Source organism: Streptomyces sp. A0592, from assembly GCF_004795115.1.
GTDB classification, from domain to species: Bacteria; Actinomycetota; Actinomycetes; order Streptomycetales; family Streptomycetaceae; genus Streptomyces; species Streptomyces erythrochromogenes.
Genome location: NZ_SSBM01000034.1, coordinates 1 through 17578, shown reverse-complemented (window position 1 = coordinate 17578; position 17578 = coordinate 1). Strand labels below are relative to the sequence as shown.

Here is a 17578-nt window from a genome sequence, read left to right as displayed (position 1 = left end):
AGGCCGTATGACCACGGTGAGTTCCACCCCCGCACCCGCGCCCGTTCCCGCCCCGAACGCAGGCCCGCCGCACACGCCCCCGCCCGCCATGCGGCTGCGGGAGCTCGCCTTCGGTGCGGCCGTCGCCGCCGCCGTACGGGCCGCGGCCCGCCTCAAGGTCGCCGACGCCCTCGGGGAGTCGCCGGCCACCCCCGCCGAGCTCGCGGCCGCGGTGCACGCCGAGCCGGGGCCCCTGCAACGCCTGCTCCGTGCCCTGTCCTGCTACGGGATCTTCGCCGAGACCGAGGACGGCGGCTTCGTCCACACCGAGATGTCGCGGCTGCTGCGCGAGGACGACCCGCACAGCCTGCGCTACATCTCCCTGTGGTGCACGGAGCCCTGGACCTGGCAGGCCTGGCCGCGGCTCGACGACGCCGTGAGCACCGGCGACGGCGCGAGCCTCTTCCACGACCTGTTCGGCAAGGGCTTCTTCGACTACCTGCACGAGGACGCCCACGAGTCGGCGCACGTCTTCAACCGCGCCATGACCACCTCCAGCATGCAGTCGGCGCTCGACGTCGCGGACCTCCTCGACCTCACCGGCGTCTCGGTGGTCGCGGACATCGGCGGCGGCCAGGGCCACGTGCTGGCCAGCCTGCTCGAGAAGCACCCGACCGTACGGGGGCACCTGCTCGACCTGCCCGGCGTGGTCGCGAAAGCCGATCCCCGGCTGCGCGACGGCGGTCCCCTCGCCGACCGGACCGGCATCGTCCCCGGCGACTGCCGTGAGGCCGTCCCGGTCGAGGCCGACCTGTACATCATCAAGAACATCCTCGAATGGGACGACGAGAGCACCCGCCGGTGCCTGCGCAACGTCCTCGCCTCGGCCCGCCCCGGAGCCAGGGTCGTCGTCATCGAGAACCTGGTCGACGACACGCCGTCGATGCGGTTCACCACCGCCATGGACCTGATGCTGCTGCTCAACGTCGGCGGCGCGAAGCACACCAAGGAGAGCCTCTGCACCCGGCTGGCGGACGCCGGACTGCTGCTCGGCGACATCCGACCCGTCAACGCGTACCTGCACGCCTTCGAGTGCACCGTGCCCGGGTGATCCCGGCCGGCACGCGCGGCGACGCCCCGGGACCGGCAGACCGCCGGTCCCGGGGCGTCGTCATGCGTGCCGTGCGGCGGCGCCTGACCGCCCGTACGCGTCAGGTCCCGGCCGTCAGGGCGTTGTTGACGAGGTCGAGGAACTCGCGCGGCGACTTGCACTGGTCCGCACCGGCGGGCAGGGACCGGCCGTGCCGGTTCTCCAGCTCGCCCACGATGCCGAGCAGCCCCAGGGAGTCGAGCCCCCACTCGTCGAACTGCGAGTCGGGCCGGCTCGCCATCACGGCGGGGTCCACGGCGATGCCCGCACCCTTCTTCATCAGCGCGGCCAGCTCTTCCACGGTCAGTCGGTCGGTCATGGCGGGCTTCTCCTCAGGCTCGGTCCGGCGAACGCCGGTCGGTGATCAGGCGCATCTCAGAGCGCTCGAGGAAGCGTGAGATCTCCTGGTGGGTGGTGGGGACGCCGTCCTTGGCGCTGTCGAGCAGCCGCGCGAGCACCGCCGCCTTGTGGCCGCCCTCGACGCCGAGCGTCAGAGCCGGCCGGGCGTCGTGCGGCCCGCGCAGGTCGAGGAGACGGACGACGACGTCGTCGCGCTGGAAGACGGTGCTCGCCTCGATGGGGCTCGCCGCGTCGTCCACGGCCGCCTCGTCCTGTGCGGCGAGCAGCCGGGCCAGTTCCGTGCCGCACCCCTTCTTGGCGGGGTAGAACAGCGCGTGCCGTGCGAGCTCCGGGCCCTCGCCGCCGCCGGCCGCCACGTGGTGCACCGCCGGGAGGGCCGCACGGGTGAAGAAGGTCCGGGCCGAACCGGGGTCGCTGAGATCACGGTCCTGCTCCAGATAGGGGTTGATGGCCTCCTCCAGCGCCCTGACCTCGGGCTGCAGGGCCACGTGGCGCAGCGCCGCGAGCAGGTCGCCCTCGACCTCCATGGCCCGAACGACCCGGTTGCCGTGCATGAAGAGCGAGCTGCGGCGCAGCCGGGTGTGCTCGTCGACCTGCGCCTGCGGGGACGCGTACCCGCTCAGCAGTTCCGCCACGACGGCCTCGCTGCCCGGCTTGACGGTGAAGGTCAGGGCATGGCGGACGACGCCGTCGCCGCGGCGCGGGGCGACCTGGAGGCGGCCCCCGGACCGCTCGGGGCCGTCCGCGGAAGCGGAGACGAAGGCCGGGCCGGCAGGTACGCCGGGGGAGAAGGCCGCGGTGGCAGGACCGTGGTCCCGGCCGGTCTCGCGCAGCACGCTGAACCTCAGCGAGCGGGTGTCCCGTACGCAGCCGTGCAACGGCTGGACCGACGCGACGTGCTCCTCGCTGTTGACCCAGGCCAAGAACCGCGGTGCGCTCTCCCATTCACTGGTGATCAGCCACTGCGACGGATTCTCGATCGACTGGCACAGCTCGTCCCGGATGTGCCCGGGAACGGAGGAGACCTGCTTGTGGAGGTCCTCGTAGACCTCCAGGAACTGGTTCTGTGCACCGTCGTACAGATCCAGCAGCAGCACGACCCGAAGTCGCGAGTCGTCGAAGGCGGACTGGGATATCCGTTCCGACAAGGTTGTCATCGTTCACACTCCTTCGAGACCACACGGTCGCCACGGGGCGGCGCCACCCGAACCGATCGTGGTCCGGTAGCCCCGTCGGCGCGAGAGGAGAGAACCAAGCGGGTGAACGGGCGAGGGAACCCCCCTCGTACAGGGCATGGAAGAGCCATGAAGGAAAACGTCGACCACCGCGTCCCGGTCCTCATCGTGGGCGGCTCGCTGGTGGGCCTGTGCACCTCGCTGTTCCTCGGCCGTCATGGCATCACGCACATGCTGGTCGAGAAGCACGCGGGAACCTCGCTGCACCCGCGTGGACGCGGTATCAACGTACGCACGATGGAGCTGTTCCGGGTCGCCGAGGTCGAGGACCGCATCCGCGAGGCCGCCTCGGTCCTGGCGGACAACCACGGCATCCTCCAGGGCGGCTCGCTGACCGGTGACGACCAGGAGTGGCTCTTCGAACAGATCGACCCGGGGGGCGCACTGGCGCGCTTCAGCCCCTCGACCTGGTGCCTGTGCAGCCAGAACGACATCGAGCCGGTCCTCATGTCCGTGACCCCCACGCTCGGGGCGGACCTGCGGTTCTCCACCGAACTGCTCTCCTTCGAACAGGACGAGAGCGGGGTCACCGCGATCGTCAAGAACCGCGAGACCGGGGAGCACAGCACGGTGCGCGCCGACTACCTGGTCGCCGCCGACGGGCCGCGCAGCCCCGTGCGCGAACAGCTCCGGATCGGCCAGAGCGGTCCCGGCGACCTGTTCCACAACGTGAGCATCACCTTCCGGTCCCGCATGCTCGCGGACGTGATCGGCGACCGGCGTTTCATCGTGTGCTACCTGACCAAGCCCGACGCCGACGGGGCCCTGCTGCCCGTCGACAACCGCGAGCGGTGGGTCTTCCACGCCCCGTGGCACCCCGACCGGGGCGAGACGCTGGAGGACTTCACCGACGAGCGCTGCGTCGAGCACATCCGGCGGGCCGTCGGCGCACCCGACCTGGACGTCGAGATCACCGGGAAGGCGCCGTGGCACGCGGCCGAACGCGTCGCCCAGCGGTACGTGGCGGGCCGCGTCTTCCTCGCCGGCGACTCCGCCCACGAGATGTCGCCGACGGGGGCGTTCGGCTCCAACACGGGTATCCAGGACGCGCACAACCTCGCCTGGAAGATCGCCGCTGTGCTGGACGGGGCCGCGGGTCCCGGGCTGCTGGAGACGTACGAGGCCGAGCGGCTGCCGGTGGCGCGGGCGACGAGCGAGCGGGCCTCGGCCCGTTCGGCCGAGCACAGCCACCCGGGGTACGAGCCGGAGCCCGAGACCGTCCCCGATTCCGTACCCGAGTCCGCTCCCGAGGCGCCCGCGCGCGGCGGCCGGCAGAACGGGGTCCTCTCCGTGGCCATGGGGTACCGGTACGCCCAGGGCGCGGTGGTGGGAGCCGACCCCGACCTGCCGGTCGTGCCCGAGCGGATGCGGCTGTGCGGGGACCCGGGCTCGCGCGCCCCGCACCTGTGGCTCCGCGACCCGGTGGAGGGGCGGCGCAGGTCCACGGTCGACCTCTACGAGCGGTCCTTCGTCCTGCTCAGCTCCGAGGGCACGCCGTGGAGCGGAGCGGCGGGACCGGTCGCCAAGCGCATGAACGTCCGTCTGGACGCCTACGCGATCGGCAGCGGCCCGGAGGCCGACCTGATCCCGGAGGACGGCGCCGACTGGGCCGAGGCGCACGGCACCACCCCGCGCGGAGCGGTCCTGGTCCGCCCGGACGGCTTCGTGGCCTGGCGCTCGGTGGAGGCGGTGGCGGACCCGGAATCGGTCCTCTACAAGGTCCTCACCACGGTGCTGGACCGCTACTGACGCCACCGGCCCGACACCCGGATACGCAGAGAAGGGCGCCCTCCCCGCGGATATCCGCGAGGAGGGCGCCCTTCTCCGTAGGGCTCAGGTCACCGGATCATCGTCGAACCGAGCTCGCCCGGCTTCTTCGGCACCCACGGCGCCACGGCGGTGGCCTCGGCGGGGTCAGGCTCCGCCATGCTCACCCGGAAGACGCCCTCGCCGTCCACGTTCGCGGGCAGGATGAAGATCTCCTTGATCTGACCGGTGCCGTGCAGGTAGAGCACGACGGTCTGGCGGTAGGAGCCCTCGTCGTAGAACTCCGCCGTGACCTTCCCGCCGGCGCCCTTGCGGAACGCGGCGATCCAGTTCTCCGCGGTCTTCTCGGTCGCACCCCTGTCCTTGGTGGGGTCGCCCAGGTCCGCCAGCTCGCCGACCCGGCCGTCGGCGATCCGCCACACCACCTGCTGGGTGATCCCCAACGTGCCCGTGGACGGGTGGCCGACGACGGAGAGCGGCGGGTGACTGCTGTAGTCCCCGAGGTACTCCGCCTCGGCGGCGTCGGGTTCCGACGAGCACCCGGTCAGCACACCGAGGGCCAGAGCGGCGACGAGGACACCCCGGGAGGCTCTTCCACGACGTCGTGCCGCGGGGAAACGCGCAGTCAATACTTCCTCCAGGTGCGAGGGGGGAAACCTAGCGCCCCGGCCCGGCATGACCCCCGGCGGTCTCATCCCGGTATCCGGATCCTGGACAACTCCGCCCGTTGCCGGGGAAGGGCATCTACTCTGGCCGGGCAGCTGGTTCGCCCCGTCCGCCAGGCGGGATGCGTCGTAAGAGGGAACCCGGTGGGAATCCGGGACTGCCCCGCAGCGGTGAGCGGGAACGACCGCCGTCATACGCACTGGGACCGGAACGAGGTCCTGGGAAGCGACGGCCAGTAGGTGCCCGCCGGGAGACCGGCAGGCGTGCCCGCGAGTCCGAAGACCTGCCCGTTGCCCGCGTGCGACCCGTCGTGCGCGGAAACCCCGGTGGCCTCGTGGGCGGGTCGGCGATACATCAGGCGGGCGACCGCGGACGCGTACGCACAGGTACGCACCCGCAACCGGTCGAGGTCCGTCCGATGCGTCATCCCTTCGCGCTCCCGACCCCCACCGGGTCCACAGGAGACAGCTCGCGAAGGAGAGTTCCGTGACCAGCAAGACCCCCGCCACCGTGTACGGCTACCCCCGTCAGGGGCAGAACCGGGAACTGAAGAAGGCCGTCGAGGGCTACTGGAAGGGCCGGGTCGGCGCCGACGCCCTCCGTGAGGCGGCCCGCGACCTGCGCCGGACCAACTGGCAGCAGCTGGCCGACGCCGGCATCACCGAGGTGCCCACCGGCGACTTCTCGTACTACGACCACGTGCTGGACACCAGCGTCATGGTCGGCGCCGTCCCCGCACGCCACCGCGCCGCCGTCGGCGCGGACGCCCTGGACGGCTACTTCGCCATGGCGCGCGGCACCCAGGAGGTGGCCCCGCTCGAGATGACCAAGTGGTTCGACACCAACTACCACTACCTGGTGCCGGAACTGGGCCCGGACACCGTCTTCACCGCCGACTCCTCCCAGCAGGTCGCCCAGTTCGAGGAGGCCCGCGCGCTCGGCCACACCGCCCGCCCGGTGCTCGTCGGGCCGGTGACCTACCTGCTGCTGGCCAAGCCCGCCCCCGGCGTGGCGGCCGGCTTCGACCCCCTCGCCCTCCTCGACCGCCTGCTCCCGGTGTACGCACGCGTCCTCGCCGACCTGCGTGCGGCCGGGGCCGAGTGGGTGCAACTGGACGAGCCCGCCCTGGTGCAGGACCGCACCCCCGCCGAGCTGAACGCCGCCGCCCGCGCCTACCGCGAGCTCGGCGCCGCGGCCGACCGGCCGAAGCTGCTCGTGGCCTCCTACTTCGACCGGCTCGGCGAGGCCCTGGCGTTGCTGGCCAAGGCCCCCGTGGACGGGCTCGCCCTGGACTTCACCGGCGCGGCCGCCGCGAACCTCGACGACCTCGCCGCCGTCGGCGGCCTGCCCGGCAAGCGCCTCGTCGCCGGCGTCGTCAACGGCCGCAACATCTGGATCAACGACTTCGAGAAGTCCCTCGCCACGCTCGGCACCCTCCTCGGCCTGGCCGGCACCGTCGACGTGGCCGCCTCCTGCTCGCTGCTCCACGTGCCGCTGGACGCCTCCGCCGAGCGGGACATCGACCCGCAGGTCAGGCGCTGGCTCGCCTTCGCCCGCCAGAAGACCGCCGAGATCGCCACGCTCGCCCGCGGGCTCGCCCGCGGCACGGACGCCATCGCGGCCGAACTCGCCGCCAACCGGGCCGACCTGGCCTCCCGGGCCAACTCCTCCGTCACCCGCGACCCCGCGGTCCGGGCCCGGACCGCGGCTGTCACCGACGCCGACGGCCGCCGCTCCCAGCCCTACGCGGAGCGGGCGACCGCCCAGCACGCCCGCCTCGGCCTGCCGCTGCTGCCCACGACGACCATCGGATCGTTCCCGCAGACCGCCGAACTGCGCACGGCACGCGCCGACCTGCGGGCCGGCCGCACCGACACCGCCGGCTACGAGGACCGCATCAGGGCGGAGATCCGGGAGGTGCTCGCCTTCCAGGAGAAGGCCGGCATCGACGTACTGGTGCACGGCGAGCCCGAACGCAACGACATGGTCCAGTACTTCGCCGAGCAGCTCACCGGCTACCTCGCCACGCAGCACGGCTGGGTCCAGTCCTACGGCACCCGCTACGTCCGTCCGCCCGTCCTCGCCGGCGACATCTCCCGCCCCGACCCGATGACCGTCCGCTGGACCGCGTACGCGCAGACGCAGACGACGAAGCCGGTCAAGGGCATGCTCACCGGGCCGGTCACCATGCTCGCCTGGTCCTTCGTCCGCGACGACCAGCCGCTCGCGGACACCGCACGGCAGGTCGCGCTGGCCCTGCGCGACGAGGTGAACGACCTGGAGGCCGCCGGGACCGCCGTCATCCAGGTGGACGAGCCCGCCCTGCGGGAGACCCTCCCGCTGCGAGCCGCCGACCACGCGGACTACCTCGCCTGGGCCACCGAGTCCTTCCGGCTCACCACCGCGGGCGTCCGGCCGGACACCCAGATCCACACGCACATGTGCTACGCGGAGTTCGGCGACATCGTCGAGGCCATCGGCGACCTCGACGCCGACGTCATCAGCCTGGAGGCCGCCCGGTCGCACATGCAGGTCGCCGACGAGCTGTCGGGTGCCGGCTATCCGCGCGAGGTCGGCCCGGGTGTCTGGGACATCCACTCGCCGCGGATCCCCTCCGTCGACGAGGCGTCGGCGCTGCTGCGCAAGGGCCTGGGGGCCATCCCCGCCGAACGGCTGTGGGTCAACCCCGACTGCGGCCTGAAGACCCGGGCCTGGCCCGAGACCCGGGCCTCGCTGGAGAACCTGGTCGAGGCGGCCCGCCTGGTCCGCGCGGAGGTGGGCGCCGACGGCTCCGGCGCCGTCTGACCGGCGCAGCCCGTCAGACGGAGAGCGGGGGACCGGCGTACTCCGGCGAGTGCGCCCGGTCCGCGTCCCCGTCCGCGGGCCGGTGCGCGGTCTCGGTGAGCCCCGCGACATGGTCGGTGATCATGTCGAGGATGGCCGCCGAGACCGCGGCATCGCCGAGCACGAGGTGATTGAGGGTCAGACCGTCCGTCATGGCGGCCAGGTAGCGGGCCAGTACGTGCACCGGTACGCGCAGCTCGAAGGGCATGAGCCGGCGGAGCTGTTCGATGAGCTCGGTGTAGGTGTCGGAGTACAGCTCGTACTGGCGCCGCGCCAGGTGCTCGAACCCGGGCCGGCGCAGGGCGTACTGCGTGAGCTCGTAGGTGAGCATGTGCTCGCCCGGGTTGGCGGCGACGTGGTCCCAGTACGCCTGGAAGCCGGCCCGGATGGTCTCGCGGAGGGTGGCCCGCGGCCGGATGGCCTCCCGCGCGACGGCGATGCCGTGCTCGGTGATCGCCGCGATGACGGATTCCAGCAGGGCCTGCTTGGACTCGAAGCAGTAGTGGAAGACGCTCAGCGATACGCCGGCCTCGGCGCAGATCGAGCGCGTCGTCGCCCTGGCGACGCCGTCGCGGGCCATCACGCGGATCGCCGCCTCGGTCAGCTGGCGGCGTCGCTCGGCCGACGGCATCCGTGCCATGGGCGTCGTTCCCTTCGTTCCGTTCCGTGCGGTGCGGTGCTGTCGGGCAAAGGCGTCCGGGGCCGGCCGGATCGGCGGATCCGGCCGGCCCCGGAAGCGGGGACGTGGAGGGCGTCAGCTGCTGTAGACGCCGACCTCGTGGAGCGAATAGCCCCACTTGGTGCCGCGCTGCACCCCGTGGATGCGAACGTAGCGGGCCGTGGTGCCGGTGAACAGGGCCGTGTCCAGACCGCCGTCACCGGCGGTGGTGGACCACGAGGACTGCCAGTTCGCGCCGTCGCCCGACAGCTCGATGCGGTAGGCCTGCCCGTGCGCCCGCTCCCAGTCGAGGGTGACGCGCTTGACCAGGTTGGCCGCGCCGAGGTCGATCTGGATCCACTGGTCGTCGCTCCAGTCGCTCGCCCAGCGGGTGCCCGTGTTCCCGTCCACGGCCCGGGACGGGGCGTAGCTGGTGAACGGGTTCCACTCGGAGGAGCTGGCCGTGGCGGAGGCGCCCGCGGCGAGGTTCACCCCGGCCTTGTGCTTCTCGGACGAGCCCCAGGTGGTGAGGTAGGACTCGGCGCCGCGGAAGAGGTCGTCGACCACGTCCTGGCCGCCGACGTTGCGGATGTCCTCGATCCAGTCCGGGACCAGGCCGTAGTGCGAGGCGCCGTCGGTGTTGAGGTCCCAGGTGCGCTGCCCGGTGGTCTGCCTGTCGATGACGGAGCCGCCGTCGGTGCTGCGGAACGGGTAGCGGACCGGGTTGGGGGCATCGGCCCCGCGCGGGCCGGGCCAGCCGCCGACGCCGTTCATGTCGGTGCCGTAGCCGTAGCCGACGTTGTACTTGTCGCGCAGGGCGTTCTTGGCCTTGGCCTCGGCACTGAAGCCCTCGGCCCCGTTCATGTACTGGGCGACGAACCCGCCGAGCTTGTAGAGGCGCTCGGTCCAGTTGTCGTCCATCCAGCTGTGCGAGGAGATGATGCCCGGGTAGGACTCGGACTCCAGGATGTCGAAGGCCCGGCCGGCGGCCTTGACGCTCATATGGTCGATCTCCAGCATCATCTTGCGTTTCATCATGCCGCGCACCGCGTACTCGCCCAGGTCGGTCAGACCGCGGGTGTTGCACTGCGCGTCCGCCGCGTACGAGGGCACGGAGACCCCTGCCGGGAGCTCCTTCTGGGCGGCGGGTGCGGCTGCGAGCCCGATGGGGTTGTCGTGCTGCGGGCCGGTGCACTTCTCCGTCTTCCAGAAGGTGCCGGTCGACAGGAACTGGCCCACGTTGATCGCGGTGCCGAGCGCGCCCTGGTCGAAGCGGACCCCGCACAGGGCGTTGTCGAACTTGTGGCAGAGGAACATGCTCCGCACGCCGAGCTTGTGCAGCTCGTCGAGGCCCCGGTCGACGTCCTCCTTGCTGCACTGGGCGAAGTCCAGGATCTGCTTGCAGCCGAACGGCTCGGAGGTCTCGACCCCGAGGACGACCGCCAGCTTGCCCTGCTTGACGACCTCGCGGGCCTGGGCGGAGTCGGTGACGATCCGGAACCAGCCCTTTCCGGGGCCGCCGTACATCTTGTCGATGTAGGCCTGCATGTCGTAGGTCTTCTGCGCTTCGAGCCGGATGGCCGTCATCTCGTCGCAGCTGCGGTCCTTGAAGAAGTAGACCGAGCAGATCACGCCGTTGGTGACGAGGTCGTTGACGAGCACGCGCTGTCCGCCGCGCCAGGCCCGTTCGACCCACGCGTAGTAGTTCTGCTGGTGGGTGAGCGAGTCGTGGGCGGGCCAGTCCTTGAAGGTGGGCCAGCCGTTGGGGTCGTGCTTGCCGTCGCCGCCCTTGGTGATGAAGTCGAAGATCGCCAGGGTGCCGTCGGGGTAGTGCTCGGGACAGTCCTTGAGCGCGTCGGCCACGCCCATGTCGGAGAAGGGCTTGCCGCAGATGAGGCGCCCGCCGAAGCCCTCGTTGGACATCAGGTGGTCGTGGGCGTCGACGAATCCGCGGACCCGTCCCTGGGCGTCGGTGCCCTTGAAGGGCTCGCCGGTGATGTTGATGTCGGAGTCGGGTGCGGGCCGCGCCACCGGATTCCACCAGCCGGGGTCGTCGGCGGCGGAGCTGGGCACGGGGCCGAGCACCATCGCCACCACGGCGAGGAGCAATGACAGGACCGCGATGGGGCTGCGCCTGGGGTTCTTGTGTCGGGTATTGGTCATCACTCACGTCTTCGGTCAGCGGATGGCGCGGTGGAGGAGCCGGATCCGTTCGGGGACGCGACGGCCACAGGTGACACTGACTTGTCATGAACCCGCAAACGGTGGGTCGAGAATCACCACTGGCGCCGACGGAGTCAAGAGTCCGGGACAGATGACCTGATGATTCGTCAGGCGTTCGACCGCGAGGGTCCGGCGCGGACTCACGGACTCACGGGCGGACGGACGGGCGGGCCCGGCGTGGCCGGGCGGTGCGAGGCGCCGGGACGGCCTAACGTCGGGGCATGAGCGCGATGGCCGTGATGTACGAGGTGGAGGACCCGGCGGCGGCGCACGCCGGCGGGCCCGCGGACGCAGGCGGCGAGGTGGTCGTCCTGCGCGTGCACGCGGCGCCCGCGGCCCCCGGGATGCCCGGTGTCCCCGGTCCCCGGACCTTCTGCGGCAGGGACACCTTCGCGATGCGGGCCGCCCCGCAGCGGCCCGCGGGGCAGCCCGGCCCGACGTGGTACGACGCCGGGTACGCGGACCGGGTCTGCCCCGCCTGCGACGACGTGGTGGGCACCGACTGAGGTACCCCGGCGGCGCCCGGCCGGACGGGCGTCAGCGCGCGTCAGCGAGCGTTGTGCTCGGGCAGGTCCATCTCGGCCGGGGCGAAGCCGAAGCCGCGGGCGCCCTTCTTCTCGGTCTGCTTGCCGCAGAAGGCCGCTTCGAGGGTGCCGCCGAGCGCTGTGTTGGCCTCACCCCTGTTGGAGGTGTTCGCCATGGCGGAGAGGCTGCGCCGGCCGTCGCGCGTGGAGAAGGCGTACGTGTAGAAGCCTTGCACCGTGCCCGTGTGCCCGTAGACCGACGTGCCGCAGGACAGGTCGTAGCGGCGCAGTCCCAGCCCGTAGAAACGGGTGTTCGTGGTGTCCGTCGGGGTCGCGGTGACCATGGCGTCCAGCAGCCGCGGGGCCAGCAGTCGGCCGCCGAGCAGTGCGGATGTGAAGGTGTTCAGGTCCGCCGGGCTGGAGATCACCGCTCCGGCGGACTGGGCCCACGACACGGTCTGCTCGGTGGAGTCGACCAGCGGCGCGCCGGCCTCGTCGGGGTGGAGGTAGCCGCGGGCGTGCAGTCCCTTGATCTTCGTGTCGGGGTGCACGTACGTGGTGTTGCGCAGCCCCAGCGGCTTGAAGATACGCCGCTCGTACTCCTTGCCCACCCGGTTGCCGGTGGCCTTCTCGATGAGCATCCCGACGACGACGAAGTTGGTGTTCGAGTACTTGTACGCCGCGCCGGGCTCGGTCGTCCTGGGCTCGCGCAGCGAGAGGTCCAGCAGCTCCTGGTAGCTGAACACCCGGTTGCGCACCGCCTCGAAGCCGGGGACGGTGTGCTCGAACATGGCGTCGGTGTAGTCCGCGAGACCGCTGCGGTGGGTCAGCAGGTGGCGGACGGTGATCCGGTCGTCGGGCAGCAGGCCGGGCAGGTAGCGGTTGACCGGGGCGTCCAGGTCGATCTTCTTCTCCCCGACCAGCTGGAGCAGGACCACGGAGGAGAAGGTCTTGCTGACGCTGCCGATCCGGAAGCGGGCCTGCGGGTCCATGGCCGCACCCGTGGCCTTGTCGCGTACGCCGACGGCCCGGGTGCGGACCCCGTCGGGGCCGCTGAAGCGGGCCATGGCGCCGGGCGCCCCGGCGGCCGTCGTGTTGCGCAGCGCCTGGGTCAGCGCTTCGAGGTCGGGGGCGCCGCCGGCGGTCCCGGCCGCCTGGGCGGTGGTCGCGGGCGCGACGGCGGCCGTCACGGCGAGCAGGGCGGCGGTCAGGGCGAGACGTCGGTTGACGGGCAGTGGCACGGTGTTCCTCTGGTCGGTGGTCAGTCGGCAGGGAGGGGAGGGGCGGAGCGTCGCGGACGGCCGGACGGCGCGGCCGCGACGCGCCCATGAAAGATCATCGGGCAACGGCGGCGTTGGCGTGAGCCGCAACGCGCCGTTCTACGAGGGTAGTTCCAGCAGGCGAAGGGCCTCCTGGCGCATTTCCACCTTGCGCACCTTTCCGGTGACGGTCATGGGGAACTCCTCCACGACGTGCACGTACCGCGGGATCTTGAAGTGGGCCAGCCGGCCCGCGCAGTACGCGCGGACCGCGTCCGCGGTCACCGGTTCGGCCCCCTCGCGCATCCGCACCCACGCCATCAGCTCCTCCCCGTACTTGGGGTCGGGCACCCCGATGACCTGGACGTCGAGGACGTCCGGATGGGTGTGGAGGAACTCCTCGATCTCCCGCGGGTAGAGGTTCTCCCCGCCGCGGATCACCATGTCCTTGATCCGGCCGGTGATGCTCAGGTACCCCTCCTCGTCCATGACGGCCAGGTCACCCGTGTGCATCCAGCGGGCCGCGTCGACGGCCTCCGCGGTGCGCTCCGGCTCCTCCCAGTAGCCGAGCATCACCGAGTAGCCGCGGGTGCACAGTTCGCCCGGCTCGCCGCGGGGCACGGTCCGCCCGGTCCGCGGATCGACCACCTTCACCTCCAGGTGCGGCCCGACGCGGCCGACGGTGGACACCCGGCGCTCGACCGAGTCGTCGGCGCGGGTCTGCGTCGACACGGGGGAGGTCTCCGTCATCCCGTAGCAGATGGACACCTCGGCCATGCCCATCCGCTCGATGACCTCCCGCATGACCTCGACCGGGCAGGGCGAGCCCGCCATGATCCCGGTGCGCAGGCTGGACAGGTCGTACGCGTCGAAGCCGGGCTCCGCCAGCTCGGCGATGAACATCGTGGGCACGCCGTAGAGGGAGGTGCACCTCTCCGACTCCACCGCCGCCAGGGTGGCGACCGGGTCGAAGGACGGCGCGGGGATCACCATGGCCGCGCCGTGGCTGGTGCAGGCGAGGTTGCCCATGACCATGCCGAAGCAGTGGTAGAAGGGGACCGGGATGCAGACCCGGTCCTCCTCGGTGTAGTGGCACAGCTCGCCCACGAAGAAGCCGTTGTTGAGGATGTTGTGGTGCGAGAGGGTCGCGCCCTTGGGGAACCCGGTGGTCCCGGAGGTGTACTGGATGTTGACGGCGTCGTCCGGGCTGAGCGCGGACTGCGCACGGGCCAGGGCGACCGGGTCGCCCCGGCGGCCGCGCTCCAGCAGGGAGTTCCACAGGGGGCCGCCGAGCAGGGCCACGAACTCCAGGGCCGGACATCGCGGGCGCACCTCCTCGATCATGGCGGCGTAGTCGGAGGTCTTGAAGTTCTCCGCGGCGGCCAGCAGCCGGATGCCGGACTGCCGCAGCACATACTCCAGTTCGTGGGAGCGGTAGGCGGGGTTCACGGTGACGAGGACCGCCCCGATCTTCGCCGTGGCGTACTGCACCAGCGTCCACTCCGCGCGGTTGGGCGCCCAGATCCCGACGCGGTCGCCCTTCACGATGCCCAGGTCGAGCAGCCCGAGCGCGAGGGCGTCGACATCGGCGGCCAGCTCCGCGTAGGTCCACCGGCGGCCGGCGGCCACGTCGACGAGGGCGTCGCGGTCGGGGAACCTGCGCACCGTCCGGTCCAGGTTCTCGCCGATGGTGTCACCGAGCAGCGGCACTTCGCAGACCCCGGACGCGTAACTCGATGCGGCAGACACATGGACCTCCTGGACGGACGGGCAGGCTGGGTGATCTGGGGCGATGGCGCCTGAAATATACTGATGGGGTGACTGAGAACCCCTTGCCAGCCTGCCCCGAGTGCGCGGGTGCCTACGCCTACGAGATGGGCTCGTTGCTGATCTGCCCCGAGTGCGGGCACGAGTGGCCCCTCGTCGCCGCCGGACCGGGCGAGGCCCTTGAGGAGCGGGTGATCAAGGACGCCGTCGGGAACGTGCTGGCCGACGGCGACACCGTGACGGTCGTCAAGGGGCTGAAGGTCAAGGGCAGCCCGACCGGGATCAAGGCGGGCACCAAGGTGCGCAACATCCGCCTCGTCGACGGCGTGGACGGCCACGACATCGACTGCAGGATCGAGGGGTTCGGGCAGATGCAGCTCAAGTCCGGCGTGGTCCGCAAGGGCTGAGGGACCCGAGAGGGACCCGAGGAGGCCCGAGGGGAGAACGGAAGGCGCCTGACCGGGGGGAGCCCGGGCAGGCGCCTTCGTCGTACGCGCGGGGGGTGCGGCGCGTCCTTCCGCGCAGCAAGGTCAGGGCGCGGAGAAGACGCGCTGTGGCACGGGCGCCATGGTGGTGATCGCCGCCGTGGCCGTGAAGACCTCCTCGCCGTTCTGCCGGGCCACGACCCGCACGGGTAGCCGCCGGCCGTCCGGCGCCGCCGTACGGTCGGGGAGCGCGGTCGTCTCGATCCAGCAGGGCGAGTTCAGCTCCGCGTAGCGGAAGAACTGCATCTCCATGTCGGTCAGGACCCCGCGGCGCGGGAAGGCCGAGGCGTACGCGGCCTGGCGCACGGCCTCCAGCAGCAGCATGCCCGGGGCGTGGTCGACGGGGTGGTCGAAGAGGATCGGGTGGTTGATGTCGGCCCGCAGCTGCGCGCGGTGCGTGGAGTTGGTCTGACGGTGGCCGAAGGGCACGTCGTACGCCACGTGGCTGAGCAGGGGGATGGCCTGGCGGACGGATTCGGCCAGGAGCAGCGGGTCGTGGTGGCCCGCGTCGGGCGAGTAGAAGCTGTGGGCACGGGGCCACTGGGCGGTGATGACGTACTCGTCGGGAGTGACGGAGCGCCATCCGGTGAGCAGGACCTCGGAGTGCGCGCTCTTGTGCACGTACTCGCGCGGTAAGGCGCTGCTGAGCGAGGCGGTTGCGGGTGAGGTGGAGCGAGTGGCTGAGACAGTCTTTGGTTGAGCCCCCCCAGGAACGTCGGACATGAGCTGGTGCTGGTGCTTGTTCGGCGCTGGGTCCTAAAATAAAGGATGTTCGTTTTTTTATCGAGAAGGATTAGGTGCCCATGTCAGAACGCAAGCAGCAACGAGCCCCGCAACTCAGGGCGGTTCAGACGAAGGCGGCCATCCTGCGCGCCGCCGCGGAGGTCTTCGACGAGTTCGGCTTCAGCGGAGCCAGCATCAGCAAGATCATGAAGCGGGCTGATGTCACGCAGGGCGGGATGTACTTCCACTTCAGCTCGAAGGAGGAACTCGCCTACGCCGTGATGGTCGGTCAGGGCGAGGGCCTGGAGTTCCCCGCGGGCGAGGACGGCCTCCAGCGCCTGGTGGACATCACGCTCTACCTCGCGGAGCAGCTCCGGCACAATCCGGTGCTCCGTGCCGGCGTACGACTGGCCGTGGAACAGGGCGAGTTCGGCCTGCGCGACGACGTCGCCTACCAGGCCTGGGTCCTGGAGTTCCGCCAGCAGCTGCGCTTCGCCCGGGCCAAGGGCGAGCTCCAGCCGGACGTCGACGACCACGAACTGGCCTGGGTGCTGGTCAGCTCCTTCACCGGCGCACAGCTCTTCTCCCAGGTCTCCACCGGCCGGGCGGACCTGCCGCATCGCATCGCCTCGCTCTGGCGCTACCTGTTGCCCGCCGTTGCCACCGAGGACACCCGCAGGGGACTGCGCCTGACGCTGGAGGCGGCCGCACCGGAGCAGAAGGGGTGAGCGGCCGCCAGGTCGTCGTGACCGGGGCGACGGGCTTCGTCGGAACCGCGGTACTGCGCCACTTGGCCGACCGGTACCCGCAGGTCGTGCCGCGCGTGTTGACCCGTACGCCGGCACCCGCCGCGGCGGGTGCCGTACACCGGGTGGGCGCGGACCTGGCCGACCCGGCTTCCCTGCGCGGGGTGTGCGAAGGCGCCGTCGTCCTGCTCTCGCTGGCCTCCTACGTCGGACCGGACGCCGACCGCTGCGAGGCGGTCAACTCCGCCGGAACCGCCGCCCTGATGGCGGAGGCGCGGCGCGCGGGGGTGCGGCGCATCGTCCACCTGTCGACGTGCGCCGTCTACGGCCCGGGACCGCACCGCGGCGCGCAGGCGGGGGAGTTGACGCCCGCGCCGGTCTCGCCCGCCAGCGCCGGACGGCTGTCGGGGGAGGCGCCCGTACTCGATGCGGGGGGCCTGGTGCTGCGCGCCGGGCTGGTGCTGGGCAGGGGCGACCGATGGGTCGTACCGGCCCTCGCCGACGCCTTCCGGCGGGTGCCGGCGCAGTGGGACGGGGGAGCGGGGCTGGCCTCCTTCGTCGACGTCGACGACCTGGCGCGGCTCCTCGCGGCGTTCGCCCTCGGGAACGGTGCCGCGGCCGGCACGACGGGCGTCCTGCACGCCCACCACCCGGAGCCAGTGCGCAACCGGGACCTCATGCACGCCCTGGCCGGGCACGGGGTGCTGCCGGAGCGGCCCACCGCGGACTGGCCCTGGAGCAGGTGCCTGGAGGCCCTGGCCGCGACCCCCGGCTGGGTGAGCGAGCGGCAGTTCACGCTGCTGGCGCGGGACCACTGGTACCGCGCGGACGCGGCATGGCGGCTCGCGGGCATCGCCCCGGGGCCGGGCCCACTGCACCGGCTCGGCCGGGCGGCGTCCTGGTACCGGGAGAGGGGCGCGGTCCGGCCAGAGTGACGTGGATCTGCCAAAGCCTCAACGGGATGGGGGCGGACGGGCCGTGGCGGGGAAGGGGGCGGGTAGCGTCCCGGACACAGCCGGTCCTGGTCATCCCGAAGACCCTTGTGGAGGAGTGGAAATGCCCGACCTTTCGAACATCGTCAAGGCGTATGACGTGCGTGGCGTTGTGCCGGACGAGTGGGACGAGTCGCTGGCGGAGCTGTTCGGTGGTGCTTTCGTCGAGGTCGTGGGTGGTTCGGCGATCGTGGTGGGGC

Annotated in this window: 15 protein-coding genes and 1 riboswitch; of the genes, 7 read left to right on the top strand and 8 right to left on the bottom strand. The window is 71.6% G+C overall.

What is annotated here, in order from left to right:
- Positions 1–7: 7 nt before the first annotated feature.
- Positions 8–1090 carry a methyltransferase gene (locus E6U81_RS31935; RefSeq protein WP_136233512.1) on the top strand — a complete coding sequence of 361 codons (1083 nt, stop codon included), beginning with the start codon at positions 8–10 and terminating at the stop codon, positions 1088–1090.
- 100 nt (positions 1091–1190) lie between these two features.
- Here E6U81_RS31935 and E6U81_RS31930 read toward each other — a convergent pair whose 3' ends face one another.
- Together E6U81_RS31930 and E6U81_RS31925 are read right to left on the bottom strand one after the other, a co-directional pair.
- Positions 1191–1448 carry an acyl carrier protein gene (locus E6U81_RS31930; RefSeq protein ID WP_136233511.1) on the bottom strand — a complete coding sequence of 86 codons (258 nt, stop codon included), beginning with the start codon at positions 1446–1448 and terminating at the stop codon, positions 1191–1193.
- A gap of 13 nt (positions 1449–1461) precedes the next feature.
- Positions 1462–2646 (bottom strand): SchA/CurD-like domain-containing protein, encoded by a 1185-nt coding sequence (locus E6U81_RS31925; protein ID WP_136233510.1) that lies wholly within the window; start codon positions 2644–2646, stop codon positions 1462–1464.
- A 147-nt stretch (positions 2647–2793) separates the two neighbouring features.
- Between E6U81_RS31925 and E6U81_RS31920 the strand changes: the two genes are divergently transcribed.
- Entirely contained in the window at positions 2794–4473 is a 1680-nt protein-coding gene (locus tag E6U81_RS31920; protein WP_136233509.1) for an FAD-dependent monooxygenase, read from the top strand.
- An 89-nt stretch (positions 4474–4562) separates the two neighbouring features.
- Here the strand turns inward: E6U81_RS31920 and E6U81_RS31915 are convergent, their stop codons facing one another.
- On the bottom strand, positions 4563–5120 hold the full coding sequence (locus E6U81_RS31915; protein ID WP_136233508.1) for a hypothetical protein: 558 nt from the start codon (positions 5118–5120) through the stop codon (positions 4563–4565).
- Between the two features lie 116 nt (positions 5121–5236).
- Positions 5237–5463, top strand: a riboswitch (cobalamin riboswitch).
- A 180-nt stretch (positions 5464–5643) separates the two neighbouring features.
- Between E6U81_RS31915 and metE the strand changes: the two genes are divergently transcribed.
- The gene (metE, locus tag E6U81_RS31910) at positions 5644–7962 is read left to right on the top strand and encodes a 5-methyltetrahydropteroyltriglutamate--homocysteine S-methyltransferase (protein ID WP_136233507.1); all 2319 of its coding nucleotides are present in this window, start codon (positions 5644–5646) and stop codon (positions 7960–7962) included.
- Between the two features lie 13 nt (positions 7963–7975).
- Here the strand turns inward: metE and E6U81_RS31905 are convergent, their stop codons facing one another.
- Both E6U81_RS31905 and E6U81_RS31900 read right to left on the bottom strand, forming a co-directional pair.
- Positions 7976–8641 (bottom strand): TetR family transcriptional regulator C-terminal domain-containing protein, encoded by a 666-nt coding sequence (locus tag E6U81_RS31905; protein ID WP_136233506.1) that lies wholly within the window; start codon positions 8639–8641, stop codon positions 7976–7978.
- Positions 8642–8755: 114 nt separating this feature from the next.
- Positions 8756–10822 (bottom strand): discoidin domain-containing protein, encoded by a 2067-nt coding sequence (locus tag E6U81_RS31900; RefSeq protein WP_136233505.1) that lies wholly within the window; start codon positions 10820–10822, stop codon positions 8756–8758.
- A 281-nt stretch (positions 10823–11103) separates the two neighbouring features.
- On the opposite strand from E6U81_RS31900, the gene E6U81_RS31895 reads away from it, so the two are divergent.
- Complete coding sequence (locus E6U81_RS31895) at positions 11104–11388, top strand: hypothetical protein (RefSeq protein WP_136233504.1); 285 nt, start codon at positions 11104–11106, stop codon at positions 11386–11388.
- 41 nt (positions 11389–11429) lie between these two features.
- On the opposite strand, the gene E6U81_RS31890 is transcribed toward E6U81_RS31895, so the two are convergent.
- Complete coding sequence (locus E6U81_RS31890) at positions 11430–12647, bottom strand: serine hydrolase domain-containing protein (RefSeq protein WP_136233503.1); 1218 nt, start codon at positions 12645–12647, stop codon at positions 11430–11432.
- A gap of 138 nt (positions 12648–12785) precedes the next feature.
- Positions 12786–14414: an AMP-binding protein gene (locus tag E6U81_RS31885; RefSeq protein ID WP_136233502.1), complete on the bottom strand. Its 1629-nt coding sequence runs from the start codon at positions 14412–14414 to the stop codon at positions 12786–12788.
- Positions 14415–14482: 68 nt separating this feature from the next.
- On the opposite strand from E6U81_RS31885, the gene E6U81_RS31880 reads away from it, so the two are divergent.
- Positions 14483–14839 carry a zinc ribbon domain-containing protein YjdM gene (locus E6U81_RS31880; RefSeq protein ID WP_276615833.1) on the top strand — a complete coding sequence of 119 codons (357 nt, stop codon included), beginning with the start codon at positions 14483–14485 and terminating at the stop codon, positions 14837–14839.
- Positions 14840–14962: 123 nt separating this feature from the next.
- Here E6U81_RS31880 and E6U81_RS31875 read toward each other — a convergent pair whose 3' ends face one another.
- A complete protein-coding gene (locus tag E6U81_RS31875; RefSeq protein ID WP_240804132.1) occupies positions 14963–15538 on the bottom strand; it encodes an AfsA-related hotdog domain-containing protein in 576 nt (191 codons plus the stop codon).
- 182 nt (positions 15539–15720) lie between these two features.
- Here E6U81_RS31875 and E6U81_RS31870 point away from each other — a divergent pair, with 182 nt between their 5' ends.
- Entirely contained in the window at positions 15721–16368 is a 648-nt protein-coding gene (locus E6U81_RS31870) for a ScbR family autoregulator-binding transcription factor (protein WP_136233499.1), read from the top strand.
- Positions 16365–17321, top strand: a complete 957-nt coding sequence (locus E6U81_RS31865) for an NAD-dependent epimerase/dehydratase family protein (protein WP_136233498.1) — start codon at positions 16365–16367, stop codon at positions 17319–17321. Before E6U81_RS31870 ends, E6U81_RS31865 begins: the two co-directional genes overlap by 4 nt.
- The last annotated feature ends 257 nt before the right edge of the window (positions 17322–17578 follow it).